The following is a 25,308-nucleotide window of genomic DNA, read 5'->3' as shown; positions in this document are numbered from 1 at the left end:
GTGCGATCTACGCTAGTCGCACGGATTCATCGCACTCCCCGGCACGGCCATCGCCCTGTACGCCGGTCGCGAACGACCAGGCAAGGTAGGTCCCTGTGACGCTGTTCGACGAGAACACGACGGTCGAGCCTGCCCCGCGTCAGCGGTGGGGGCGGCGGACGACCGCGGGGGCGTGGGCGGTGTGCGTGGCGCTCATCGTGTTGCTGGTGATCAGCTTCCTGCCCACCGCCTACGTGATCCAGCAGAAGGGGCCGGTCTACAACACGCTCGGCACCGCGCAGAACGCCGATGGCGAGGACGTGCCGCTGATCTCGATCGAGGATGCCGAGACCTACCCGACGGCCGGCTCGCTCGACCTCCTCACCGTGCAGGTGGTCGGAAACCGGGAGCGCACCCCCTCCTGGTACGAACTCGCCGCCGCGTGGTTCGATCCGTCTCGCGCCGTGGTTCCCATCGACAGCATCTTCCCCGCGGGCCAGACCACCGAGCAGCGCAACGAGGACAGCGTGCGGCTGATGGTCGACTCGCAGAAGGAAGCCACCGCCGCCGCACTGAACGAGCTCGGCTACGACGTGGAGACCCACCCGTCGGTGTACTCGGTCTCGCCCGGCTCGGCCGCGGACGGCCTGCTCGAGAAGGGCGACCTCATCCTCACGGTCGACGGCGAACCGGCGTCGCAGCTGACCGACGTGTCGGATCGCATCGCCGCCGGGGGCGGAGACCCCGTCGAGATGACGATTGAGCGCTCGGGCCAGGAGCAGGCGGTGGAGATCACCCCGCGCCAGGAGGACGTCAACGGCGAGCAGCGCTGGATCGTCGGCATCCAGCTGATGACCGACTTCGACTTCCCGATCGACGTCGACCTCCAGCTGAACAACGTCGGCGGCCCGAGCGCGGGCATGATGTTCGCGCTGGGGATCATCGACGTGCTCACTCCCGGCGAACTCAACGGCGGGCAGCAGGTCGCCGGTACGGGCACCATCGACGCGAAAGGCGTCGTGGGCCCCATCGGGGGCATCCGACAGAAGCTGTACGGCGCCAAGAATGCCGGGGCCCAGTACTTCCTCGCACCGGCGACCAACTGCAACGAGGTCGTCGGCCACGTGCCCGACGGTCTCCGGGTGTTCTCCGTCGCCGCGCTCGACGACTCCCTCGCGGTGCTCGATGCGATCCGCGACGGCGGCGATCTCGACGCACTCGCGACGTGCGAAGCATCCTGACCGTCTGACCTGAAGGGTCACGGCATTCCCCCAGAACCACGCGCCTAGACTGGGAACGTGACCACGACCTCGACGCCGAACCAGGCCACGCCGAATCGTTCCCGCCGAATCATCACCATCTCGCTGGCGGTCATCGCCGCTCTGGTGGTGGGGTTCTTCCTCTTCGCGAACCTCTACGCCGACTGGCTGTGGTTCGACCAGCTCGGGTTCCTCGGCGTGCTCACCACCCAGTGGCTCGGCCGGGTCGTGATGTTCGTCGTCGGCTTCCTCGCGATGGCCGTTCCGGTGTGGGTCGCGATCCAGCTCGCCTACCGGCTGCGACCGGTCTACGCGCGCCTCAGCTCGCAGCTCGACCGCTACCAGGAGGTCGTCGAGCCGCTGCGTCGCCTGGCGATGTGGGGGATCCCGGTCTTCTTCGGCTTCTTCGCGGGCTTCGCAGCCTCGTCGCAGTGGGAGGTGACCTGGCTGTGGTTCAACGGCGTCGCCACGACCGTCACCGACCCGCAGTTCGGTCTCGACACGGGCTTCTACCTCTTCGCCATGCCCTTCTACGGTGCGGCGCTCGGCTTCGCCTCGGCCGTCATCCTCATCTGCCTGCTCGTCACGGCGGTCGTTGCCTACCTGTACGGCTCGGTGCGAGTCGGGCAGCGCGAGCTGCGGATCTCGAAGGCGGCGCGCATTCAGCTCGCGGTCCTCGCGGGTCTCTACCTCCTCACGCAGGCGGCGAGCCTGTGGCTCGACCGCTACCGCAGCCTCATCGAGGCGAACGACCGCATCACGGGCCCCGGCTACGTCGGAACCCAGATCGTCATCCCCGGTCAGACCATCCTGGCGATCATCGCGGTGCTCGTGGCCGTGCTGTTCTTCGTCACCGCCGTGATCGGTCGCTGGCGGTTCCCGCTGATCGCCACCGCGCTGCTCGTCGTCTCGGGCCTTGTCATCGGCGTCGCGGTGCCGTGGGTCATCAACACCGTGCAGGTGCGCCCCAACCAGCTCGCGCTGGAGAGCCAGTTCTACCAGCGCAACATCGACATGACCAAGCAGGCCTACGGCATCGACGGTCTCGAGAAGCAGAACTTCCAGACCGAGACGACCGCCGAGGCCGGGCAGCTGCGCGAAGACGCGGCGACCACCGCGCAGATCCGCATCATGGACCCCGCGATCATCGGGCCGACCGTCCGTCAGCTCGAGCAGTACCGCGCCTACTACCAGTTCCCCGGCGTGCTCGACGTCGACCGGTACGAGATCAACGGTCAGATGCAGGACACCGTCGTCGGCGTCCGCGAGCTCGACATGACGCAGCTCGGCGAAGCGGCCTCGTGGCAGAACACGACCACCGTCTACACGCACGGCTACGGAATGGTCGCCCTCGCCGGCAACGAGCGCACGACCGACGGAGACCCCGTCTTCCTCGAGCAGGGCATCCCTGCCACCGGGTTCCTCAGCGACCAGGAGGACTTCCAGCCTCGCGTCTACTTCGGCGAGCAGTCGCCCGAGTACTCGATCGTCGGCGCGCCGGCCGACACCGAGCCCGTCGAGCTCGATTACCCCATCGGCGCCGAGAGCGGAAACGTCACGCGGACGACGTTCGACGGAAACGGCGGCCCGAGCGTCGGCAACGTCTTCAGCCGTCTCATCTACGCCTTGAAGTTCCAGTCGGAGCAGATCCTCTTCTCCGACTCGGTGAACGCCGATTCGCAGATCCTGTACGACCGTGACCCGCTCCAGCGCATCAGCAAGGTCGCGCCCTACCTGACCCTCGACAGCGACCCGTACCCCACGGTGGTCGACGGTCGCATCAAGTGGGTCGTCGACGCCTACACGACCAGCGCGAGCTACCCCTACTCGAGCAGCGTCAGCCTGTCGCAGGCGATCGCCGACACGAACAACACGCAGCCGCGCTTCGCACTCGACAACATCAACTACATCCGCAACTCGGTCAAGGCCACCGTCGACGCCTACGACGGCTCGGTGACCCTGTACGCCTGGGACGAGGAAGACCCGCTCCTGCAGGCATGGCAGAAGGTGTACCCCACCACGGTTCAGCCCATCTCGGCGATGTCGGCAGACCTGATCAGCCACGTGCGCTACCCGACGGATCTGTTCAAGGTGCAGCGCGAGAAGCTCGGCATCTACCACGTCGACGACGCCGGCTCGTTCTACCAGCAGGACAACCGTTGGGCGACGCCCGACGACCCGCAGAACGAGACGCGGTTCCAGCCGCCGTACTACCTGACGATGCAGATGCCCGGCCAGGAGGAACCGACGTTCTCGATGTTCTCGAGCTTCATCCCCGCCTCGCAGGGCAACGCGCGCAACGTGCTGACGGGTTATCTCGCGGTCGACGCCAACGCCGGCGACCAGGCCGGCGTGAAGTCCGCCGACTACGGCAAGCTGCGCCTGCTGGAGATCGACTCGGCGACCACCGTTCCCGGCCCCGGTCAGGTGCAGAACACGTTCAACTCCGACACGGCGGTCTCGTCGCAGATCAACATCCTGTCGCAGGGGCAGTCGGAGGTGCTCAGCGGAAACCTGCTGACACTCCCCGTCGGTGGGGGTCTGCTCTACGTGCAGCCCGTGTTCGTGCAGTCGTCGGCGGGCACGCAGCTGCCGCAGCTGCGACGCGTGCTGGTGGCGTTCGGTGACCAGATCGCGTTCGAAGACACCCTGAGCGAAGCGCTCGACGTGCTCTTCGGCGGTGACTCCGGTGCCGACACCGGCGACGAAGAGGTGACGCCGACCACGCCCGACGGCGGGGCCACGCCATCGCCCACGCCGAGCCCGGGCGAGACCTCGTCGCCCGAGCCGACGACGCCTTCGACCCCGTCGTCCGACTACCAGGCGGCGCTGCAGCAGGCCCAGCAGGCCATGCTCGACCGTGACACCGCGTTGCGCGCCGGTGATCTCGCCGCGTTCGGCGAGGCCGACGAGCGGCTGACGGCTGCCGTCGAGCGCCTGATCGAACTCGGCGACCAGGGCTGATCCGCGAGAAGGCCCCGCCCCCGATGCGTTCGGGGGCGGGGCCTTTCTACGCGCCCGATGACCGGGAGACCCGTTCTCCGCGCCGAGACCCGGGCATCATGTCGGGGTCTCGGCGCGAGGAAGCGGTCTCGCGGTCAACGTGGGCGCGGGGCCGGGGCGAGGGGCGCGGGGTCAGGCCGAGAGGAGGGCCCACCAGATGAGCAGCAGCGTCGCACCGAAGCCGGCGAGCTGGTTCACCCAGAGGAAGCGCCGCCAGCCGCGCGTGGCCGTCTCCGCGGTGTCGTCGGTGACGCCACGGAACGGCCAGACGACCACGAGGTAGGGCACGACGAGGAGTGCTGCGAGAGGACCGGGCCACGCCGAGGCGAGCATGACGAGGCCGGATGCCGCGTAGCACCCGATCGCGAAGCGCACGGTCCAGCGCGCCCCGCGAGCCGTCGCGATCGAGGAGATGTCGGCGGCGCGGTCGGCGACCACGTCTTGCACGGCACCGAACGCGTGGGAGGCGATTCCCCACAGAGCGAAGGCGACGATGATGGCCGCGAGTTGCCAGGTCCACGTCGCGCCCGCGAGCACGAGGCCGTAGACGGCGGGGGAGAAGAAGTGGATGCTGCTGGTCACCGAGTCGGCGAACGGCCGCTCTTTGAGCCGCAGGGGCGGTGCCGAGTAGAAGACGACGAAGAAGAGGCTCGCGGCGAGCACGAGCCACGACAGCGCGGATCCGACGACGACGAGGTACACCACGAACGGCAGGCACGACAGCGCCGCCGCCCACAGGGTGATGCGGTGCATCCGGCGGTCGAGCACCGCTCCGTGGGCGCCGCCCTTGCGAGGGTTGCGCAGATCCGACTCGTAGTCGAAGACGTCGTTGACGCCGTACATGGCGAGGTTGTACGGCACGAGGAAGAAGATCGTGCCGATGACGAGCGTGAGGTCGATCTCGCGCACGACGAGAAGGTACGCCGCGGCGAACGGGTAGGCGGTGTTGATCCAGCTGACCGGGCGCGACGAGACGAAGAGCTCGCGCACCACCCGCGCGGGGGTGAGGGCGGGGGAGGTCACGCGGGGTCCTTCCGGCGGGTGAGGAGTGCGAAGACGGCGGGGATCAGAAAGGCCGCGCACACGGGGTAGGAGAAGTCCTCCAGCGGGGCGAGTCCGATGCGGAGCCCGCTCAGGTGCTCAGGTGGATAGGTGAACAGGTCGAGGGCGATCATGACGTTGTCGAAGATCGCTGTCAACACGACGAGGACCACCGCGCCGAGAGCGGATGCGGCGACCCGGCGGCCGAATCCCGGACGGACCGCGCTCACCGTCGTGACGACGACCGTGAGCACGACGAACGGCAGGATCAGCAGCGGGTACGTCACGAGTGCTCCGTCCGCGCGCGACGGCGGCGCAGCATCCGTTCGGCCGCCGCCCAGGTGACGAGAGCGAGATAGCAGAGGAAGGCGAGGAAGACGGGCTCCTCGATCGGCAGGTGCGGAGCCAGCTCGACACCGATCAGCAGCGGACTGTCTCCCTTGACGAACACGCCCGTGGCAATGCCCACGAGATCCCACACGACGAAGAAGAGCGTGCCGACGACGACCGTGATCGCGGTGCGCGCCGGCGCATCGCGGATGACGAGCCGCGACCGCACGTCGATCGCGGCGATGCCGCCGAACGAGAGCAGGATCGCGAGGAGGTACAGCCCTGGCACGCGATCACACCGCCGAGCGTGCGGGTTCGGGCAGAGGTCCGGGTGAGGAGTCGCCGCGCAGGCGCTTCACGACGAGCTCGGCCGAGATGAGGCACATCGGCAGGCCGATCCCGGGGAGCGCCGATCCGCCGGCGTACGACAGGCCGGCCACGCGGCGGGAGGCGTTCTTCGGGCGGAACATGGCGCTCTGGTTCAGGGTGTGCGCGAGGCCGAGGGCGTTGCCGCGCCAGGTGTGCAGGTCGGTTTCGAAATCGCCGGGCGAGATGGTGCGCCGCACCACGATGCGCTCGGCGAGGTCGGGGATGCCGCAGGTCTCGGCGATCTGAGCGATCACCTGGTCTGCGGCCGCCTCGATGAGGGCATCGCCGTCGCCGTCGACCCCGCCGTGTCCCAGCGAGGGATCGGAGGGCACCGGCACGAGCACGAAGAGGTTCTCGAAGCCCTCGGGGGCGACGCCGGTGTCCGTGGCGCTGGGACGGCAGACGTAGAGCGAGGCCGGGTCGGGGATGCGGGTGTCTGTGCCGAAGATGGCCTCGAAGTTCGATCGCCAGTCCTCGGTGAACACCAGGGTGTGGTGTGCGAGCTGGGGGAGCTCGCCCCGCACGCCCAGGAGCACGAGGAGGGCGCCGAAGCTGGGGATGCGCTTGTCCCACCACTTCTCGGGGTAGGTGCGTTCTTTTTCGGCGAGGAGCTTGGTCTCGGTGTGATGCAGGTCGGCGGTCGACACGACGTGGTCGGCGGCGATGAACCGGCCGTCCTCGAGCTCGATGCCGGTGACCTCGCCGCCTTCGGTGACGATGCGCGACACCTCCGCCTTTGTCTCGACGCGCGCGCCGCGGGCGCGTGCGAGGCGCTCGATCGCGGCGATGACCTCGACGAATCCGCCGCGCGGGTAGAGCACGCCGTCGTCGAGGTCGAGGTGACTCATGAGGTGGTACAGGCTCGGGACGGCGTAGGGCGAGCCGCCGAGGAACACCGCGGGGTACCCGAGGATCTGCCGGAGGCGACGGTCGGTGAAGCGCTTCTCGATGTGGGACGAGAGGGTGCGAGCGAGCAGCGGCAGCAACGTCGGCAGTCGCTTCAGGAGCGCGGGGTCGCGCAGCCCCTCCGTCGTCGTGTAGGGGTCGTAGAGAAAGCGCGAGACGGCCAGCTCGTACGCATCGGCCGCCGAGTCGAGGTAGGCGTCGAGTTTGCCGCCGGCGCCGGGCTCGATCGATTCGAACAGCGCGGTCGACGCTTCGCGCCCGGAGACCACGTCGACGGGGACGTCGTCGCCGCTGTAGATGCGGTAGGCCGGGTCGAGCCGTACCAGGTCGAGTTCCTTTTCGGCCGAGGTGCCGAGCAGGTGGAAGAAGTGGTCGAACACCTCGGGCATCAGGTACCAGCTGGGACCGGTGTCGAACCGGAAGCCGTCGCTCGACCACGATCCGGCACGACCGCCGAGTTCGGAGCGCGCCTCGAGGAGTACGACGTCGTCACCCTCCTCGGCGAGAAGCGCGGCGGTCGCCAATCCGGCGATACCGCCGCCCACGATCACGGTCTTGCGGGTCATCGGGAGGCCTCTCGAGCTTTCATCATGGCGCGCAGGGCGATGGTCGCCTTCGCGGCGTCGGGCACACGCACGCGCGGTGCCCCGGGTGTGGTCGCGCGCAACCTGCGCGACAGTTCGGCGAACAAGTGGTGAGCCGTCCAGACCGCTCCGCGCACGTCTGCCGGCAGGCGGGGGATGACCGCAGCGGCGGCAGCCAGGTCGGCGTCGATCCCGTCGAGCACGTGCACCCGTCGGACCGCGTCGGCCGCGCCGTTGAGGTAGTCGCGACCGAGGCGTCCGGCGTCGTCGTCGAGGTCGCGGAGGAAGTTCACGTCCTGGAAGGCGCGGCCGAGGCGCCGGGCGCCGTCGACGAGCTGCTCGTCGGGCCTCCCCTTCGGCGTCGCATCGGCATTCACGAACACCTGGAGGCACATGAGCCCCACGACCTCGGCCGACCCGAACACGTAGGCGGCGTGTGAGGCCTCGTCGTGTTCGACGACGTCGAGGTCGGTGCGCATCGAGGAGAAGAACGGCTCGACGAGGTCGGCGGTGATCTCGCCCGCACGGGCCGACCGCGCGAAGGCGTGGACGACGAGGTTGGCGCTGAAGCCCGATGCGATCGCTGCGAGGGTGTCGCGCTCGAGGGCGTCGAGCACGCTGCGCTGCTCGTCGCGGCTGAGCCCGGCATCGCCGGCGGGTCCGTCGACGATCTCGTCGGCGACGCGTACGAGCGCGTAGATGTTGCGCACGTGAGGACGCACGCGCGGACCGAGCAGGCGGCAGGCGAGCGCGAACGATGTCGAGTACCGGGAGATGACCGCCGCGGCTGCGTCGTCGGCCGTACGGTCGTACAAGGCCAGGCCGGTCGGGGCGTGGCTCACGGGATGCGATCCTGTACGGCGTCGGCGAGCTCGAACAGCATCGCCCGCGTCGAGTCGGGGAGAAGGGATGCATCGACCGCGCCACGTGCCGAGTCGAGGGTCTCGACGACGAGCGCCTCCATCCGCGCGCGTGCGCCGGACGCCGCCAGTGCCCGCTGGGCCGCGCGGATAGCGACCGGACCGGTGTGCGCCTCCGAGAGGGCGTCGGCGACCTCCGGCCAGTGCTCGCTCTGGCGCGCGAGTGCGATCAACGGCGTCTGCTTGGCCTCGTGCAGGTCGCCGCCCTCGCGCCGCCCCGCGACCGCGGCCGACCCGAACGCTCCGATCAGGTCGTCGACCAGCTGGTAGCCGAGACCGAGTTTCTCGCCGAAGCGACGCAGCGCCCTGCGGGACTCGGTCGGCGCGCCGGCCAGCACCGCGCCGGCCTCGAGCGGGGCGGAGAACGAGTACACCGCGGTTTTGTTCGCCGTCGCGAGAAGGATCTCGTCGGCATCGAGCAGGTCGCCCTGCGTGACGGAGTTCTCCACATCGGCCAGTTCGCCGGCGGTGGAGACCAGCACGGCCTCGTCCATCAGCTCGAACAGGTCGCCACGCGTGGTCGCGTCGAGATCGGCCAGAGCGACCGTGCGCGTCGCCTCGTGCAGCAGCAGGTCGCCGGCGAGGATTCCGGCGGCGTCACCGAGCAGAGCCGCGCCCGCAGCATCCGCTCCTCGAGTGGTACCCCGCGCGCGGAACTCGCCCGCGATGTTCAGCGCACCCCGGCGGTGGGTGTCGTGGTCGATCACGTCATCGTGAACCACGAACGCCGTGTGCAGCAGCTCGAACGCGGCAGCGACGGGGAAGAGGGCGGGGGTCTCGTCGGCGCTGCCGCCGAGGGTCTCGAACGCGGCCACGACGAGCGCAGGCCGGAAGCGCTTTCCTCCGCTGGTGGCGCGTTCGATCGATGCGGCCAGCGCATCGACGACAGGATCGACGGCTGCGGCACGTTCGCGCAGTCGCCGAAGGCTCGCATCGATGGCGGCGTCGATGCCGGCTCGGGCGAGGGGAGCGTGGGGCAGGGTGATCACGGGGCTCGGAGGCTATCTATCTGGTGGGCGAGGAGAGGGAGTTGCTCGGCCTGGAGGACGAGCCACGGGCTGAAGGCCCACGGCGTGGCGATGATCGATGAAGCGAGATCGAGGGGGTCGACCCAGCGGGTGTCGACGACCTCGTCGGGGTGGGGTTGCGGATCCACCGTGGTGAACGCGGTGTAGACCGGGCAGATCTCGTATTCGACGATTCCGGAGGCGTCGATGGCGCGGTACCGGAAGTCGGGTAGGGCGAGCTCGACGTCGTCGATGGTCATCCCCAGCTCGAACGCCGCGCGTCGATGCACCGCGTCGACGATCGCCTCGTCGGGCTGAGGGTGGCCGCAGAACGAGTTCGTCCACACTCCCGGCCAGGTCTTCTTGCTCAGAGCGCGGCGCGAGACGAGGACCTGCCCGACGCTGTTGACGATGTGGCAGGAGAAGGCGAGGTGGAGAGCGGTGTCGGTCCCGTGCACAGAGCTCTTCGGCGCTGTTCCGATCGGGTGGCCGTCGTCGTCGACCAGCACGACGTACTCGGTCTCGCTCACCGTGCCTCCATTTTGCTAGATTAGCTAGCGACTTCATTCGAGCATACAAGCGGTACGAGGAGAGTGTCCACAGTGACCGACCGGGTCTCCGAGCGTACGCCGACCGATGAGAGCGTGCGCGCAGCGCTCGTCGCCGTGCGCGCTCTGAGCGACGCACTCGATCGGATGCACGGAGGGATGAAGGACGACATGGACATGAACGCGAGCGACCTCGCGGCGCTGCGTATGTTGATCGTCCGTGAACAACGGGGTCAGTCGGTCAGCCCTCATGATCTGGCGCGTCATCTGCGCATCTCGACCGCGTCGACGACCAAGCTCCTCGACCGCCTCGCCGCGTTGGGGCACGTCGAGCGACGGCCGCACCCGCATGACCGCCGGGCGCGGATCGTGGCCCTCACCGAGGCTTCGCGGCGCGAGTTCTCCCGGCACTTCGGTGCCCACCTCGGAGCGATGCGGGACGTCACAGCCCGCTACTCCGATGGCGAGCTCGAGGTGATCGCGCGTTTCATGGGCGAGCTGGGAGAGGCCGTCGACCCGAGCTGACCGTCGGCCGGTCAGAAATACGCGATGCGCCCTCGAGGCAGCATCCGCGTCTTGTCGTGCAGGAGGACACGAAGGTTCCACGCCACCACTCGGGGGGCGCGCAGCGGAGCCGCGACCACCTCGGTGGGTACCGCCGAGCCGCCGACGGGCGTGGCTCGGTCGATGGGGGAGGCGCTGCCCGGAGCCTGCGAGATCGCCGTCGGGGTCTGCCATGTGCGCGATCGCTCGGCGCGAGCGTCGATGACGGACTGCGGTGTCCGCGTGTCCAGCGGTAGGCCGCCGGGGTAGCGGTCGTACACGGTCGGCGGCGCAGGCACGCCGGTGTAAACCGGTGCGGGCGTCGGATTCAGCGGACCCGGGGGAGTGAACTCGCCCTCCGGAACCGTGGACTGCTGCTCGGGGACGCCTCCCGCGGGGAGGCCGGGAATGTCCTCGACGGGGATCGGGGTGGCGGGCTGCGCCACCGCCGGTGCGGCGATGACCATCGTCAACGCAAGAACCGCTGCGGTGACGGCTGCCGCAGGCGAAGCGGCACCACGGATCTTCTTCATGCGGTTCCCCCCGGGCACATGTGCCGACGTCCGGCCGGGGTCAGCGTAGCAGCGCCGAGGGTGCCATCCACGAGGTGCCCCGGTTCGGGGCGCGTTCCTCGCATCGGGGCGCGGGATTACGGGCCCCGAAGGAAGAAGGGCGCCCCGAACGGGCGGAGAAACACGACCGCGAAATGCCAGAAGCCGCTTCCGGATTTCTCCGGAAACGGCTTCTGATCTGTTCCTCTTTGTTGCGGGGACAGGATTTGAACCTGCGACCTCTGGGTTATGAGCCCGGGTAACTGTTGTTCGAAGCGTTTCGGAATGCCCGCGAAAGCCCGCAGGGGCAACGCGCTGGGGGTCAGAACGGTTCCAGCTTGTTTCAGCTTCTTTCGGCGCGTTCGCTGCGGGAAGTAGTCAGATAAGTAGTCAGTACGTTCCCAGTCGCTCTATGGACCCGAGTACACGCACACTCCGGCCAAGTTCGGGCCTCACCTCGCCCTACCGGCATTCCGGTCCTTCGTCAGCTCCGGATAGTCAGCGGTGTTGCGCACGTGAGGACGCTGTCCATCGTCCGGCGTAGCCGTATCGCATGGCGACGCGAAGCGCCGTTGACGTGGGTCGATCGTGTGTCCACTTCCGCACATCCGCGGGAGGAGAAGGAAGGCAGCATCGGCGCCGCGACAGCCGTCAGCGGCCGGCCTTTGCGCGAGCCATGTCCACACTCTGCTCGAGTCGGACACGATGAGGCTGGTCACCTGGAGGACCGCGAAAGCTGCGCCAGCGCTTGAGGCCCAAAGGCCTTGAAGGCGCTGACGGGCGATCTGCATGCGCTGCTGGATGAGCGACGGTTGGGACGATCTCTGACTGTCGTCGGGGTTCGTAGTGGGCACGCTTGCATCGCCCACGTGCCGCAGCCTAACGACGTCCCTCAGTTCGCGTCGATTGTTGACCGCTTTCAGGTTCGAGATGACGCCCAAGAGGATCGGGTAGAGGACACCACGTTTTTCGGTCCGGGACTATCGGGAGGCCGCTTCTCGCTTCTTGCGTCGGGTGGCCGCGTGTCGTTTCCGGTAGACGTCGCTGAGGGCAATCTCGGAAGTGATCTCGAGTTGCGTCGCTGCGTTGCGGAGAGTGCGTCGGTAGCTGAGATTCTTGCTGAGGTATGACACCGCCCGTCCGCTCCAGACCATGGCTGCGTTGGTGAGGAACTGGAGGAAAGCGCTGTCGAGGGCGGTGTCTGGCTGCTGGCGCGGTGGCGGCATCACTTCTCCGGCTTGCGGAGGGGAGAAATATAGGTCTACGACGGGAACCCCTGCGTGGCTCAGAGAACTGAGCACCCTGTAATAGACGTAAGCGTCCGATCCTCCAGGGGCGAGATCCTCGCAGATCAGATCGAATCGCCGGACGTTGTCAGCGGAGCCGAGGTAGGCGCTCATGTCGGTGTCGGCCACGTCGACCGACCGATCGCGAAAGGTCCCCGTCATTTCACGCTCTAGCGTTGACTGCAGGCTCTTCTGCTGGCGCGTGTACTCGTGCATGAACGCTTTCACGCCGTCGTCATTCTCGCTTTGGACCAGCCACGTCGCGGTCAACGCACACTCGTAGACAAGTCGGACAAGCGGCACTGCGGGATTGCTGTGTCCGCTACTGAGGAGTACATCGATAGCCCGTGCCGTCTCGTGCACGTGTCGGGTGAGACCGATCACGCATTCCATCCGCGCGACGTCGGTCGTCGTGATCTTCTTCCCTGATCGCGCACGCGGCTGAGATATCTGTGTGGGGTGCCCTTCCGCATCCCACGCGTTCAACAGCCTGCCGGTGAGGTCTCGCAGTTCGGCTGCGTCGAGGGTCATAACGGAACCCTACGGTTCGGCGGCGCGCCTTTGACGGTGTGCGACTGCAAGAGGAGGCGCCAGGAATCCTCGGTCCTTGTTGCCACTAGTCGAGCAACTGCCCCGGTTTCGCATGTATCCCGCCCGCTGTAGGTGCCCGCGAGCCGCCCGCCAAACGCAACAACCCGAGTGTCCGGTCGGGGATCGCCTTACGTTCCAGTTTGACGTGCGTGATGGCCCTTAGCGCGACCGCAATAACCGGCGAGCTCAGGATCAGCTTGGCGTACCGCACAGGCGTCCGGTAGTCCATTCCGGTGAACCGCGCCTATGCGGTCCCACCCAGCAGGAGCCTCCCTCCTGAACGGCTACCCGCTATTAGTGTTCGTGTGCATGGGTTTCAGTCACGCGGGCCAGGCTGTCGCCTCGGTGATTAGGCTCCGACCACCCGAGTTGGTCTCGTGCAGCTGTGGTTGGTGTACTTGAAGCACTACTCCGCACAACAGTCAGGTCGCAACGCACTGGCGGCATAACACTAAATTTGTGCTCCCCTACGAGAAGCGTCCAAAAGCCTCATCGGCAGGTGCCACGCAATCCGAGACGGTAGTCGGTTCCCGGCCTTGTTGCCGTGGTTGTCAACAGCTAGAGCAATTGCGCCTAGTCGCCCGGCTAACCGCTCCGCCTTGCGCAGATCCTGACCGTTCGCTGTTACATGCCGAGGTTGGTCGTCCCTCGCCGTAGCTGTGAGCCCCGTCGCCGAGTGGCGGCATAGGACACACGTTCGCGAGCCTCCGAGGGGACTTGACGGTGCGAATCGACCTCTCAGTCCTCTTAAGGGCGCATGGACCTGTTAGTGGCGGCATGACATGACATGTGCACACCTCAAGCAGGCACAGGGCTACTGGACGTCTTGGAGAAGGAGCTCAGGCTTCACCTTCAGGGCGCGGGCCAGAAGGATGTACTTCGAGATGCCGGTGTCTGATTCGCCGCGTTCCATGCGGGCGACCTGGGCCACAGCAACGCCCGATGCGTGGGCCAGCGATTCTTGGGTCATTTCACGACGCGCACGCTCGGCTCGGATGTTTCTGCCGATCTGCTTCAGCACTGCCGTGTCGCTCTCTGCCATCGAAATAAGCCTGATGGGGAGTGAAGATCTACCACAGAGCGGATGCGATGTCGTATAGATCAAATATGTTGTCTCCCGTTCGTACTCAACCCGGGGGGCTGCACGATGACCGACGACTTCAATATTGATGAACGAACGTCCGAGCAGCTGATGTGGGTAGCGGAGCAACTTGGCCTCGATGCCGCCACGCTGCCGACTAACGAGCTGGTCGAGGCGGTGCTAGCAACGCCCGGGGGCGAGCGCCTCCTGGTTGAGGCTGACCACACCCTGGACCGCGGTCTTCGGGCGCTTTTCGTTGGGATGTCCCGTGACGACGGGTACATCGATCACGGACCGGACTGGATCGAGTTCCTGAGTCGAGACGCTCATGTGATAGCCACCGTCAAAGGTGGTCTTGAGCAGTACGGAGTCCTGAGCGTGCAAGCTCACCTGCTGGACGGAGATCATGGGCAGGTATCCGCGGCGGACGTTGAGTCGTGGGTCGCAGCGCAACCGCAGCCCGTCCTCGGGTTGCTGTCCGCCTCCCGAGTGGAAGCGGGGGACGGCCCGGGAGAACACCGACCCTTGCTCTCGGTGGATCTGCGCGTCGACGGTGTGACGAGCGAGTTTCTGACCGAGCTCATCGAGCCGTACTCCCAGGCCTGGGTGAATCGGGCAGTAGCTGTCGGTACCGCGGAGCTGGTGTTCGGCCCCGACGGGGAGCCGTACCGCGTTCCGTCCCCTGAGGGCATCGCTCCCCGAAATGCCTGGCTTCTCATGGGCAGTGAGGCAAGTTTCCTTTCGCCGGAATTTCTCGCAAGTACACGCCGCGCTGCAGATGCGGGTCTCTATGCCACGATGTGGACCGCACCGAAGAACGGCGAGGTAGGGGATCTGGCGGTCCTCTACTTCGCCGCACCGCGAAAGGCTGCGTACTTCGTGACGAGGCTTGCGTCCAGGCCGTTTTGGCGGACCGACGTGTCGGCCGCCGCGGACCGACCTGTCGTCCGGCATCAATGGTGGGCGTGGATAACGCCGCCGATCGAGATCAAAGCCATCCCGTACAACGCACTTCGTGAAGCAGCAGGCGGTTACCTCACACTGAAAGGGCGATCCGGGCATTACCTGAGTGCTGACTCGATCTCCAAGCTTGCCTTCACGGCTGCCAACGCCAAGCAGCAAGCTGATGTCGACCGCGTTGTGAAGGTGCCGGTTGGCATGTTGGAGCTGCCAAGCCCTCGCAGTACGTCGTTCGATGAATGGCGGCAGATACCGGGCGCGTTGCTTCCGCTGGAGGCAAAGGTGTCGGAGCACATAGTGGGCCCCCTCATCGATTTTCTATGGGACGCCCCGTACGCGTCGGATCAGCATCCGCCTACCGATCGCACCTTGGGGCCGGCGCTCTTGCCCGAGTACCGCGTCCCATCTGGGTACGTGGACTTCGTTGTCATGTACGGCGGGCCACCGACCCCAGCGCTCGCGGTCGAGGTGAAGCTTGCCGCCGTGCTCCCTCCATCGGGGCTGTGGGCCGATTCTGAGGACTTTCAGCAGCTAACCCGGTACATGGCGGATCTGGGTACACCAGGCCTTCTGGTGGATGCACAGCGAGTTCTTCTCGTGCGGCCTGGGGCCGACGCCCCATATGCCGAGATCGTGCGCACGGAGGCGACATGGGAGGACATCGAGCAAATCCGGCATCTGCTGCTGAAGGGCTGGGCGGGGGAACGTGCCGAGGTTGTGACGGGTGAGTCGCTCCGCGTTTCCCGACGGGTTGTGCGTCGTGGCCCATCAGTGCCGACGCAAGACGCCTCACAGGTGCCCCACCCGCCTGAGGGGCGCGAGTAGGTTCAGGTTCGCGAAGGCTCGGAGTGGGTTTCAAAGTATGACTACAAAGGGCGGCTCGCGTCGCTGACGCTTGCCAGTGTCGATGACACGGTGGGGCACCGCTTCGCATCCGTCATGCTCAGCGAGCCTCTTAGCGCCCCGAATGGCACCTTCTCGGTGTTCGCCACGTGGGGCCACTGAACGCCAGTTGTGACGAAGATCGTCGCGGCGTTGGACGACGACGGGGCGCTGCTCGAGCCTCATCCCGACTTCCGTGATGAGTTCGTCGGGAGCTACACGCTGTGGCCCCACAAGCCTGTCGGGGAGCGCTTGGGATTCGCCCACTGGATGGGCGCGCAGCAGGGATGGCCCTTCGATGGCCCGCCCCGATCGTGGGCAGACGCCAAAGGCTTGTCGCACCATCGGAAGCCGATAGACGCTTAGCGACCAGATCTGTTTCCACGCGGCTGTTCACCGGTGTTTGGTGCGAAGGCGTCTGACCCGACTGCACCCCCACGCGCGCTAAGGGTGCATCTGCCGTCAGCTGATCAGGCGGTGTCGGGATGCATCTGGTGTCTAGCTTTAGGCCGGCTCGACGAAGCCGCCCTTGTCGCTCCGTCGCGGCAACTGATTGTCGATGCGCCACTGGCGGACGCGGTCGATCTGCGCCTGGACTTCTTCGTGCGGTGCGCCGATCTTGCTGAACCACCAGTGCACTGCATCTTCGGCATACCCGATTCGTGCGATCGGTCGGGATGATCTGATGTGATCCAGCGCTTCGACTGCATCCCAACCTTGCGCGATCAAGATGGCATACGCGATCGACGGGCCGCGGTTGATGCCGGCCTGGCAGTGCGCCAGGACGACGTGACCCTGATCGATCTGTTCCAGGGCATATTCGGTTCCGTCATCGAACCAGCTGTCGGGCATGCGCTGTCCGGCGTCCTTCACGCCGATGTGTAGATAATCGATCTGCGGCTTTGCGTCCGTAACCCATGCAATGTCGTCGCGTTCGTAGCGGCAGTCGATGATGGAATCGATCCCTGCGCTGCACAGCTCCTCGAGCTGACTCCGTGCGGTCGCTGGTGCGGTCGGGTGCAGTTCCCCGCCGATCCAAAGGGATTCGGTGACGCGGACAGCGTCCGCTACTTGCAGCGGGTGTTGCCCGCCTCCGTCCGGGCCTTGAACTTGTGTGAATGGCACGTGGGTCCCCTTCCGTGGGCTTCTGAAGGGACATACGTGCCCAGCTGGCAGCGGGGGACACCCGGGGCGGCATTTGTCGTTAGAACGTCATTTGATGGCGCTACAGTGCCACCGTGGCTTTGACAGACGACTACCGCCCCCGCGGTCGGCAAGGAACCGACGTTGCGGCGCTTCGTGCAGTTCAGGACGCTGTGACCCGGCTAGTCCGCCGTAAGTGGTCCGGCTGGTCCGTCGCAGATCGTGAAGACCTGGAATCGCTTGTGCTGGAAAAATACGTTGCTGCATTCGGGCGTTATGGCTTGCCGAACGATCTGGGTGGCAACGCGGCGATCCCAATCGCCTGGCTGATGAAGGTCGTACACAACACCGGGATCGATGTTTTCCGCAAGCATGAAGCGCGCCCTGCGGTCGTCGTGGACTTCGCAAACCAGGACGGCCCGGATGTGGAAGCGCGGATGCGCACGGCTATCGAAGGCCGCCGTCGTCTATCTGTTGCCGTAGCTGACCGGGTGGACCTTCAAACTGCTTTGCACGCCCTTGGGGACGCCTACCCCGCGGACCTGGACCTGATCCGCTGGCGCTTGATTGAAGACAAGACCGTGGCCGATGTCGCTGCGCTTGCTGGGAAGTCGGAAGAAGCAGCGAAGAAGGCGATCCAACGTGCGGTCGTTCGGTTGCGTGCCCTGCTGCAACAGCCACACGCTGTAGACGCGGACGTCCTGCCGGTCCGTCGGGTTGCGCGTCGCGCGTAGACATTCCTTTCCGCCTCAGTCGAAGATGTCCAGCTCCTGTCGCTCGATCTCTCGCTGGGCCTCCGGGGTCAGTTTTCGTCGAACAGGGACACGTACTTTGCGGACCGGCTCACTGACCCGGTCTGGTCTTCTGTTCTCTTGATGATCTTCCGTTGCAACTTCACGTTTGCTCTTCTGGTGTTGGTGACCGCCATGCGTGCCGTGGTGAGCACCAACCGGGGTTGTCTTCGCTGACCGACGTGGGGGACTGGTGGGTGCCGACACGGCTGGTGTCGGCGGTTGACGTCGCTCTGCCGCGTTGGCAGCCGCCACGGGGTTGTTCGCTGTTGCAAGAGCTTTCAGCGCGGCGTATCGGATCGAGTACCAGGTGACGTCGCCTGGGTGTTCTACAACTCTGATCAAGCCGTGTTCTTTCAGAAACTTCACGACCTTTCGAAACCGCCAGTCCGTCAAACCCGTGCGCCGCATAATCAATCCGCGCGATCCGAATTCGCGGTGTTGGTGGTGGCTGGTGATGTTCCACAAGAATGCCTTCTGGTCGCTGGTGAGGCCCACTGCGTCGCGGATGGCTGCGCTGAGCTGCCATGTCATCGGTTTCGCCGCCTCGGGACTCACTTGGTGCCTCCATTGCGACTCTGGCGGGCGACGAACTCGTCCACGGACTTGTTGGAGACGAGAGTGCGCGAGCCGATTCGGACGGGCTGGATTTCCCCTGCAGCGATGAGCCGCCAGATGGTGGTGCGGCTGACTCCCAGTCGGTATGCGGCTTCGTCTTGTGAGGCAAGCTGTGGTCGCTCCCACGAGGAGCGGTCGCGTCGTGGGACGGTCGACGTGGCGATTGGCGGGAACGGTGCGTGAGGTGTGTAGTCCATTTGAGTGTCCAATCAGAGGGCGTGGTTAAAGCCCTAAGGCCTGGGCGACTTTGACAGCCGCGGCGCGGGCCGCATCGTCAGTAACGTGGCCATAGGTGTCGGCGGTGATCTGGATTGATGCGTGCCCGAGGTTGGTGCTGACCACCTTCAGGGCCACGCCGCTGAGCAGTGCAGCGGTCGCGTAGGTGTGGCGCAGCGAATGCACCGTGACCCCATCCAGGCCCGCCTTTGCGGCTGCTTCCCGGACCGTTCGCAGGACGTTTTGGGGTTCTACAGCGCCGCCGTCAGCGGTCATGAACACAAAGCCGCCGTCGCGCCACACGTTCCCGGCCCGAAGTCGCTCGGACGCCTGCACCGCCTTACGGCGGCGTAGCAGATCCACCATGGCGGGGGACAGGGCGACCGTGCGGCGGCTGGCTTTGGTCTTCACACCGGACACCACTAGCTGGTTGCCCCGTCGGGTCAGCGAGCCGTGGAGCTTCGCGAGCGCATTGTCGAGGTCTACGTCGCTCCAGCGGAGGGCCAGTGCTTCACCCCGGCGAAGTCCTGTGCCCAAGATGAACCGGAGGACGTTTCCATAGCGGTGGGATTCTGCTGCATGAAGCAGTTGCGTAACTTCAACGGCGGTGAGGAACCGTGCTTCGTGACGGCTGACCCCGGGCTGCCGGATTCGGTGCGCCGGATTGTTCGCCAGCAGTCCATTGACAACCGCGTCATCCAGGGCTTTTCGTAAAGTCGTGTAGCAGTTGCGGCGGGTTGACTCTGCCTTCTCGGCAGCCTTCATCTTCAGCAGCAGCCGGTTGATGTCGTTGACGGTCAGGCTCCCTAAAGGGACCTGCCCGATCGTTGGAACAATCCAGGCGCGGCAGTAGCCGGCGTGCATGATCTTCGTTGACTCGGCCCTGTCGCTCAGCAACAGATAGGTCTCGGTCCACTCGCCCAGCCAGTCAGCCAACGTCCGCGTCGCATCCCGGACCGGACCGCCCGCTTTGACCCGGGCACGCGCTTGATCCGCCTTCGCCCGCGCGTCTGCCTGTGTCCTGCCGTAGAAGAACTCGCGTTTCCCGTTCAGCGTCACTGTGACTGCGTACCGGTTGTCTGCCCGCTTGGTTAGACGTCCTGCCATGATTCCCCCTTGTGCTTGATGCGTTACAAGGGGATACGGGGCAGCGTCTGGAAACGGGACACTCGACAGTCGCCGATGGGGTCGCGAACGTAGTCAATTCGGTAGTCAGGGCACAGAATCAGCGCTTAACGCGCTCCGGGGTGGCTCCACAAACAAGCATTTGATCAGGGGTTCAGTGCGGATTTGCGGTGACGTGCTGGTCCGTCGACCTGTGGGTTGGATGCCCAGATAGGTCGTGCACACGTAACCCAGGTTGAGTCGCCACGATCAAAGATGTGTGTCAGGGCGTGGATGTCCCCGTGCTACCGATCGCGCCAGCAGTTGACCACTTTTTACCGACTGTCGAATGAAGTTGGCGGAAGAAATCGTCGGCGGTCCAGGTGATGATGCGGTCACCGGGGTCGTTCACCGGGAGTTGTTGATCACTCCAGCCCTGGAGGCGGGACGCACGGATGAACGCAACCACGTTTGGGTCGGCGAATGGCGATACCCATCGTTCTTGAAACTTATAGAACGTCGGATCTTTCCACACCGGGTCCAAATCGCGATCCCGCATGCTGTACCCGACGTACCACCACGGTCTGAACTGGTTTCGCTGCATAGCGGCGATCAGGCTCTGTATCGCGGCAAATCGAGCATCGTTTAGACCGGCGGACGTGCGGCTGATATTGGCGACGATGGTGTCGGGCTTGCCTATGTCACCGTGCATCTTCAGAAGGGGTACAGGTCCTCCGACAGCCAAGTACTCTTCGAGAGCTTGGGGAAACCGGCCCAGTTCTTCTTCGGTCGCGAAGGTCTGAATGTCATCGGATTTGCAGCGCGCTTCGATGACCTGATCGAAGTTCACAGTCACCAACACGAGTCGCTGCCTGAGGGCAACAAGTTGGCTCAGTGGATCATCAACAGGAGGGTCTGCACGTATCGCCGAAACTATCCGATCGTGCTGCTCAGCGAACTGCGCCAGAGAACTGGAGAACCGCTGCGATTCCTCCTGTTGCTCATGCTCGAGGACCATCTCGAGTGTGAGTGTCTCTACAAAAGAGTCTTCGCCGAGCGATTTTTCAAGATCTGTTAGCTGCTCGGCGTCTAGAAGGCTTTTCCACCAGTCGTGAGCGACGGCATCAAACGTGCTCTCATCTACAGGCCGGTCCATCAAGCGGCTGAGAACATCGTTACGAAGCTTGTCGCCCGAAGGCAGACCGAACCCGACGCTTGCCCCCGCACCTAGGAAAAGAACGAAGAGCGGCATCGCATCCGCTCGCTGTCGGGCGACCGTTTGGAGTGAAAGAGCGGACCTGGTCCAAGGGTGACGCCAAGCAATACCGTCCGCGGTGACACGAGCGAGCAGGCTTGGGTCGCCGCTGCAGTGTATTCCCGGCTTGATCTGACCCTCGCACGAAAGCACCATGACGGTCCCCGACGCCATCGCGAGCAAAGACGGCAACTGCGTTATAAGGCCCCAGATCAGTTCTACGTGGTCGTATTCGAGTGAGGTCTCCGAGTACGCGAAGGCGACGAGTTCGGACTCTCGGAGTCTCTCGCCGCACAGCGCGGTCGCTATGTCCCTGACAGTCTTCTGTGCGGCGTTTGCGGCTACGTACTCTTGAGCTCCGACAACGCGCGCGCGGTCACCGGTAATCTCCAGGCGTAACTCAGCATCGGGGTACTCGTCGTTGTACTTCTGGAGAAGGGTAGCTAGCGCAGGAGCCATGGCCGGGGCCTCACGCGCTAGATCTCCGCATGCTACCCAGTCGAGGCCAGCACCGAAGGAATCGATCAGTACGCCATCCTCCGCCTGCACAACTTCGTTGATGAGTGGCATCCACTTCGCGCGTTCCGCTAACCAGACGGCCATCAAACGTGAACTGTCCGTCGACGCTCGCGCATTATGAGCGGTCAAGGAGGTGCGTAGCCAGTCAAGGACGTCCGCAGTGTTTACGCTCACTTGGGGGCTCCTTCAACGGCCCAACCGACGAGTTCTTCCCGAAGGCGACGTGTGTACGAGGGGCGCTCGAAAGCAATGTTGAGGCCACTCAACACAGGACGAATTGCTTCGTACGCGGAGAGCGCACTGTCGATTGCCAACTCCACCTCGGGGCGGCCGACGAGAGCCTCACGGAGGCGGAGACGGGCGGCCAGTTCCCATTCGGGGTCGATCCAGATCCCCTCACTCCCTTGGTGCAGTCCCTCTCCTAGTCGTCTAGCGAGTTCCCCGAGTGCCCAGCCTCGATAGAGATCCAGGCCTCGTTCGCTCGCCTTCTCCCGGCGTGAGAGCGCGTGCGCGAACGCGAGGGTCGGAAACGCGATGGCGCGAGAAATTTCCTCCGACTCAGCTGCATTCCGCGGCGGGGGCAATCGCCGCGTTCGATCCGTGTTGCGATTGACGAGCAACACGAACAGCAGGCCGGCGGCAGTCGGCCTCAAGGTTGCCGTTTCTCCCTGAAGGAGGTCGGTAACCCCCCGGAGGCGTTGCTCGTTCCAGGTCTTGTACACCGTCGCAAGTGTCTTCAAAGCGTCCAGGCGCGATCCGGCGGGAAGTCTTGTTCGGTTGTCCTCTGGGTAGTCCCCATGCGCAAGTTGGAGGAGCCACAACACCACTACGCCCTCAGGGGTGACCAACCATCGATCTCGTCCCACCGACAGCACAAGCTGATCAGTCGAGGGCAGGGGAGTTATCGACAGTCGGGGGAGCAGGCTCACCTCGTCGCGAAGCCGCTTGCCGCTCGCGATCGGATCGAACCAGCGCTTCAGCGCTTTGAGACGGTGCTCGAGACCTTCAATGGAGACCCCAGATGCGTCCGAGATTGAAACAGTAGAGGTGCCAAGTTGTGCGTTCAGAACGGTGGCGAGGAATGACTCCAGTTCCCCCGATTGGTCGCGCGACATGTCTTCCTGCACGCCGAATAGTGACATCAGCCCGCCTCGGCCCGGTGGACGAGGGATTCAACGACGTAGTCATGCCCAACAAACTCGGCGGCGGCCATCCTGGCCTCAAACTCGGTGTCCGTGTCGCCATTGGGAAGCATCACGACAACCTGGTCAGCGATAGTCCCGAGCACGTCAGTCTGCACGTATCGCATGAGTTGCCCGAAGCGATCGCGAGCGACGAATGCGCCGAACTCGTCAAGGAAGATGAGAACGAACTTCGCCTGGTCCTTCAGCGCCCTGAGGGACTCCAGTTTCGCACGGGTGTAGGCAAAGACCTGCTCGCCAGAGGAGAACGCCTCCAGCGGGCGGCGACGACGCTTCCCTTCCTCCGATCGCCAAATCACGGATCGCGCGGTTAGGTCGTACTCGACATCCGCGGCGTTTTCGAATAGTTCGCGTCGGAGCACGTCCTGCGAGAGCAGGTGGCTCACTTCAGCCTCAACCCAGGTTCGGAGGATGCGGCCGCGGCCCGACTCGTCCAGCTGAAGGAATTGCCACGGGCGGGTATCGGTGTGGACCAGCCGAGGGGATAGTTCGTGAGATTCGCGGATGATGAAGGCTGCTGCGAGACCCCATCGGTCCCGCACGGTTGACGCGGCGTCTTCAAGGCGGTCCGCTAATTCCCGGAGCTCGGCCGCAAGCTCTAGGGCCGACTCCTCATGTGGGAACAAAGTCGGTGCGTAAGGCTCCGCCCGCATGCGCTCGACCAGAGCCGGCAAGTCCCGCAATGAGGTCCCGTGATTGCCAAGCCAGGTCTCCGCGGCCTCCCGAAGCTCCGCCCTGTCCTCACCCGCGAGCAGTGAGTCCACGAAAGTCGCGAGATCGCTACGCAGCGACCGTATCGAGACGCGAACTTCTTCTTCGATCTGCGTACTAGCAGAGAGCTCCTCGACAATCTGGCGCTGGGCGGCAGAGCAGTCATCGAGTTGCACCGTTGTCTGTTCAAGAAGCGTTGGTAGCTTCTCCGACCACCGTTCATCTACAGCGACGACGCCGTGGCGACCTATTATCTCAAGATTGCGGTCGACGACGTTGTCCACCTCGGCTCTGAGCTCGGAGGGAGCGATGAGGCGCTGATCCAATGGTTCCTCGGCGGCAGTCAGGTTGTTATCGCCGTCCTCGTCGTCCTCGTCTAGCAGGCGGTCCGCGTTGCCAGCAACAGACTCTAAGCCCGCAGCAGCGCGGAGGCCCAGTAACGCTGATAGGGCATCACTAGTGGCCCGGACTAACTGGTCTCGCTGTTCCGCCAGGTCGTCAAGCAGCGCTTCACGCTCAGCGCGGTCAGAGGCTGAAGCTTCAAAGAAGCGCTCCAAAGCGGCCTCGATTTCTTCGAGGTTCTCCCGCTTTCGATCCGCGACCCGCATGACCTCCCCGACCGACGAAAGGAGGCTAATCCGACTGTCATTTCGCTTGATTTCAGCTTCAATGCGAAGAACCGCTTCGGACTTGGGCACATCACGCAGGTTCTCGCGCCGACGGCCGAGTCCGCGTGCGAGTTCGCCTACTGTGACGTCGTGATCTAGTTCCGCAACCACTTCGCGGTGAAGATCCGACGGCAGCTCGAGCAAAGTGCGTTCCAGAGAACCGGCAGCATCTCGTATGGTCCCGGCCGCGAACAGCGTCTTCTGCTCGTCTCGGAGCTGGAGCCGTCTTTCCTGGGCATCCGAGAGAAGACGTCGTATGCCAGACATGTCCGGTCGCGAGTCTAGGTCGAGCGCACGAAGCACGGTGTTCTGATCAAACTGAGCCCGCGTATGTGCGTCTCGGCGAAGTCGCACCCTCCTCGTCAGCTGCTCAAAATCGCCTTGTGCTCCGGGGTCTCGTGAGCCGCGCGCCTCGAGCAACTTTGCTTCAGCCTTGGCAATGCGTTGTTCCAGCTGGTTCCGTTGTGCCCAAGCCTGCTCGTACGTCTCATTTAGCTGTTGAGAGTCCGCGATGCGAGCTAGCGTACGAAGGCTTTCTAGCGTGGCCTCGATGGCGTCGGACCGCTGGGCAGTGTCCTGGGCTGTCCGTATCAGTTCGCTACGGGTAGCAGCAAGCTCATTCAAATTTGCGATGAGCGAATGAGCGCGGTTGGCCGGATCATCGACTTCGAAACGATACTTGTCCCACGTCTTTGACCACGCGTCCGTGATCTCCGAAACCTTCATCCGTTCCGTCTCGACGTCTTTCGCGGTCTGGAAGAGCGCGAGACCGATAGTTTCACTCAGCGTCTCGTCTCCGGCAATTCGACGCACTTGCAAGATGGATCGGATTTCCTCCCAGCTCGCGGGCTCTCCATCGATCCGCACCTCGCCGGGATTCGCCACAGCTGATAGCTGATTATTGGGGTCCCATTCGCTACTGTCGAGCCGAACGCTGATGGACTGGGAGCCGATGTCGTCAATCTGAATATTGACCACGCCTAGCTGCTCGACAAGGCTGCTCCAAGCGAGTGGCAGCCCGACGTACGGCGGTTCGCCCGCAACTAGCTCGAGCAATCTTGCGGCGAGCGACTTGCCGATGCCGTTGCGGCCTTCGAGTTTGGCGAGCGACAAATCTGGAACTTCTGAGATGACGCGCAGACTGCCGTTCGAAGTTGAGAACCTGACGCGCACTAGATACCCGAGCGCGTGTTGAGGAGTCGCGCCAGCATGCTTGTGGCGCGTCCAGGTAGCGGTTCTCG

General features: G+C 64.9%; 22 protein-coding genes. 5 read left to right on the top strand and 17 right to left on the bottom strand.

Annotated features, from left to right (window positions below; genetic code table 11):
* Positions 1-95 precede the first annotated feature (95 nt).
* Both ABTU82_RS02555 and ABTU82_RS02550 read left to right on the top strand, forming a co-directional pair.
* On the top strand, positions 96-1,220 hold the full coding sequence (locus ABTU82_RS02555; protein WP_407171527.1) for a YlbL family protein: 1,125 nt from the start codon (positions 96-98) through the stop codon (positions 1,218-1,220).
* Positions 1,221-1,277: 57 nt separating this feature from the next.
* Positions 1,278-4,202: a UPF0182 family membrane protein gene (locus ABTU82_RS02550; RefSeq protein ID WP_407171525.1), complete on the top strand. Its 2,925-nt coding sequence runs from the start codon at positions 1,278-1,280 to the stop codon at positions 4,200-4,202.
* Positions 4,203-4,373: 171 nt separating this feature from the next.
* On the opposite strand, the gene ABTU82_RS02545 is transcribed toward ABTU82_RS02550, so the two are convergent.
* From ABTU82_RS02545 to idi, 7 genes are read right to left on the bottom strand one after another with little or no spacing between them, the layout of a single operon-like run.
* Positions 4,374-5,264, bottom strand: coding sequence for a prenyltransferase (locus tag ABTU82_RS02545; protein ID WP_407171524.1), 891 nt, complete (start codon positions 5,262-5,264; stop codon positions 4,374-4,376).
* The gene (locus tag ABTU82_RS02540) at positions 5,261-5,569 is read right to left on the bottom strand and encodes a lycopene cyclase domain-containing protein (protein ID WP_407171523.1); all 309 of its coding nucleotides are present in this window, start codon (positions 5,567-5,569) and stop codon (positions 5,261-5,263) included. The genes ABTU82_RS02545 and ABTU82_RS02540 overlap by 4 nt, the downstream gene beginning before the upstream one ends.
* Positions 5,566-5,901, bottom strand: coding sequence for a lycopene cyclase domain-containing protein (locus tag ABTU82_RS02535; protein WP_407171521.1), 336 nt, complete (start codon positions 5,899-5,901; stop codon positions 5,566-5,568). The genes ABTU82_RS02540 and ABTU82_RS02535 overlap by 4 nt, the downstream gene beginning before the upstream one ends.
* A gap of 4 nt (positions 5,902-5,905) precedes the next feature.
* A complete protein-coding gene (crtI, locus tag ABTU82_RS02530) occupies positions 5,906-7,453 on the bottom strand; it encodes a phytoene desaturase family protein (RefSeq protein WP_407171518.1) in 1,548 nt (515 codons plus the stop codon).
* A complete protein-coding gene (locus ABTU82_RS02525) occupies positions 7,450-8,313 on the bottom strand; it encodes a phytoene/squalene synthase family protein (RefSeq protein ID WP_116646259.1) in 864 nt (287 codons plus the stop codon). The genes crtI and ABTU82_RS02525 overlap by 4 nt, the downstream gene beginning before the upstream one ends.
* Complete coding sequence (locus ABTU82_RS02520) at positions 8,310-9,380, bottom strand: polyprenyl synthetase family protein (protein ID WP_407171513.1); 1,071 nt, start codon at positions 9,378-9,380, stop codon at positions 8,310-8,312. Before ABTU82_RS02520 ends, ABTU82_RS02525 begins: the two co-directional genes overlap by 4 nt.
* Positions 9,377-9,928, bottom strand: coding sequence for an isopentenyl-diphosphate Delta-isomerase (gene idi / locus ABTU82_RS02515; RefSeq protein WP_407171511.1), 552 nt, complete (start codon positions 9,926-9,928; stop codon positions 9,377-9,379). The genes ABTU82_RS02520 and idi overlap by 4 nt, the downstream gene beginning before the upstream one ends.
* Before the next feature lie 72 nt (positions 9,929-10,000).
* On the opposite strand from idi, the gene ABTU82_RS02510 reads away from it, so the two are divergent.
* Positions 10,001-10,471: a MarR family winged helix-turn-helix transcriptional regulator gene (locus ABTU82_RS02510; RefSeq protein ID WP_407171508.1), complete on the top strand. Its 471-nt coding sequence runs from the start codon at positions 10,001-10,003 to the stop codon at positions 10,469-10,471.
* 11 nt (positions 10,472-10,482) lie between these two features.
* Here the strand turns inward: ABTU82_RS02510 and ABTU82_RS02505 are convergent, their stop codons facing one another.
* The 3 genes from ABTU82_RS02505 to ABTU82_RS02495 all read right to left on the bottom strand — a co-directional run bounded on the left by ABTU82_RS02505 (position 10,483) and on the right by ABTU82_RS02495 (position 13,959).
* Positions 10,483-11,022, bottom strand: a complete 540-nt coding sequence (locus ABTU82_RS02505; RefSeq protein ID WP_407171505.1) for a hypothetical protein — start codon at positions 11,020-11,022, stop codon at positions 10,483-10,485.
* A 998-nt stretch (positions 11,023-12,020) separates the two neighbouring features.
* Positions 12,021-12,857, bottom strand: a complete 837-nt coding sequence (locus tag ABTU82_RS02500) for a DUF6988 family protein (protein WP_407171504.1) — start codon at positions 12,855-12,857, stop codon at positions 12,021-12,023.
* Between the two features lie 874 nt (positions 12,858-13,731).
* A complete protein-coding gene (locus tag ABTU82_RS02495) occupies positions 13,732-13,959 on the bottom strand; it encodes a helix-turn-helix domain-containing protein (protein ID WP_407171502.1) in 228 nt (75 codons plus the stop codon).
* A 105-nt stretch (positions 13,960-14,064) separates the two neighbouring features.
* Here ABTU82_RS02495 and ABTU82_RS02490 point away from each other — a divergent pair, with 105 nt between their 5' ends.
* The gene (locus ABTU82_RS02490; RefSeq protein ID WP_407171500.1) at positions 14,065-15,783 is read left to right on the top strand and encodes a hypothetical protein; all 1,719 of its coding nucleotides are present in this window, start codon (positions 14,065-14,067) and stop codon (positions 15,781-15,783) included.
* A gap of 561 nt (positions 15,784-16,344) precedes the next feature.
* Here the strand turns inward: ABTU82_RS02490 and ABTU82_RS02485 are convergent.
* The gene (locus ABTU82_RS02485) at positions 16,345-16,965 is read right to left on the bottom strand and encodes a dual specificity protein phosphatase family protein (RefSeq protein WP_407171497.1); all 621 of its coding nucleotides are present in this window, start codon (positions 16,963-16,965) and stop codon (positions 16,345-16,347) included.
* A 113-nt stretch (positions 16,966-17,078) separates the two neighbouring features.
* On the opposite strand from ABTU82_RS02485, the gene ABTU82_RS02480 reads away from it, so the two are divergent.
* Positions 17,079-17,717 (top strand): RNA polymerase sigma factor, encoded by a 639-nt coding sequence (locus ABTU82_RS02480; RefSeq protein WP_407171494.1) that lies wholly within the window; start codon positions 17,079-17,081, stop codon positions 17,715-17,717.
* A 15-nt stretch (positions 17,718-17,732) separates the two neighbouring features.
* Here ABTU82_RS02480 and ABTU82_RS02475 read toward each other — a convergent pair whose 3' ends face one another.
* The 6 genes from ABTU82_RS02475 to ABTU82_RS02450 form a co-directional block, all read right to left on the bottom strand.
* The gene (locus ABTU82_RS02475; protein WP_407171492.1) at positions 17,733-18,308 is read right to left on the bottom strand and encodes a hypothetical protein; all 576 of its coding nucleotides are present in this window, start codon (positions 18,306-18,308) and stop codon (positions 17,733-17,735) included.
* A gap of 20 nt (positions 18,309-18,328) precedes the next feature.
* Positions 18,329-18,589, bottom strand: coding sequence for a helix-turn-helix domain-containing protein (locus ABTU82_RS02470; protein ID WP_407171489.1), 261 nt, complete (start codon positions 18,587-18,589; stop codon positions 18,329-18,331).
* Between the two features lie 25 nt (positions 18,590-18,614).
* On the bottom strand, positions 18,615-19,667 hold the full coding sequence (locus ABTU82_RS02465; RefSeq protein WP_407171488.1) for a tyrosine-type recombinase/integrase: 1,053 nt from the start codon (positions 19,665-19,667) through the stop codon (positions 18,615-18,617).
* Between the two features lie 328 nt (positions 19,668-19,995).
* A complete protein-coding gene (locus tag ABTU82_RS02460) occupies positions 19,996-21,537 on the bottom strand; it encodes an SIR2 family protein (RefSeq protein ID WP_407171487.1) in 1,542 nt (513 codons plus the stop codon).
* Positions 21,538-21,656: 119 nt separating this feature from the next.
* Positions 21,657-22,628 carry a hypothetical protein gene (locus ABTU82_RS02455; RefSeq protein WP_407171486.1) on the bottom strand — a complete coding sequence of 324 codons (972 nt, stop codon included), beginning with the start codon at positions 22,626-22,628 and terminating at the stop codon, positions 21,657-21,659.
* Positions 22,628-25,180, bottom strand: a complete 2,553-nt coding sequence (locus tag ABTU82_RS02450; protein ID WP_407171484.1) for a coiled-coil domain-containing protein — start codon at positions 25,178-25,180, stop codon at positions 22,628-22,630. Before ABTU82_RS02450 ends, ABTU82_RS02455 begins: the two co-directional genes overlap by 1 nt.
* Positions 25,181-25,308 lie beyond the last annotated feature (128 nt).

The sequence above is a fragment of the Microbacterium deferens genome (assembly GCF_045517775.1).
GTDB lineage: Bacteria > Actinomycetota > Actinomycetes > Actinomycetales > Microbacteriaceae > Microbacterium.
The sequence above is the reverse complement of the archived record's forward strand: the minus strand, read 5'-3'. Positions and strand labels throughout refer to the sequence as shown.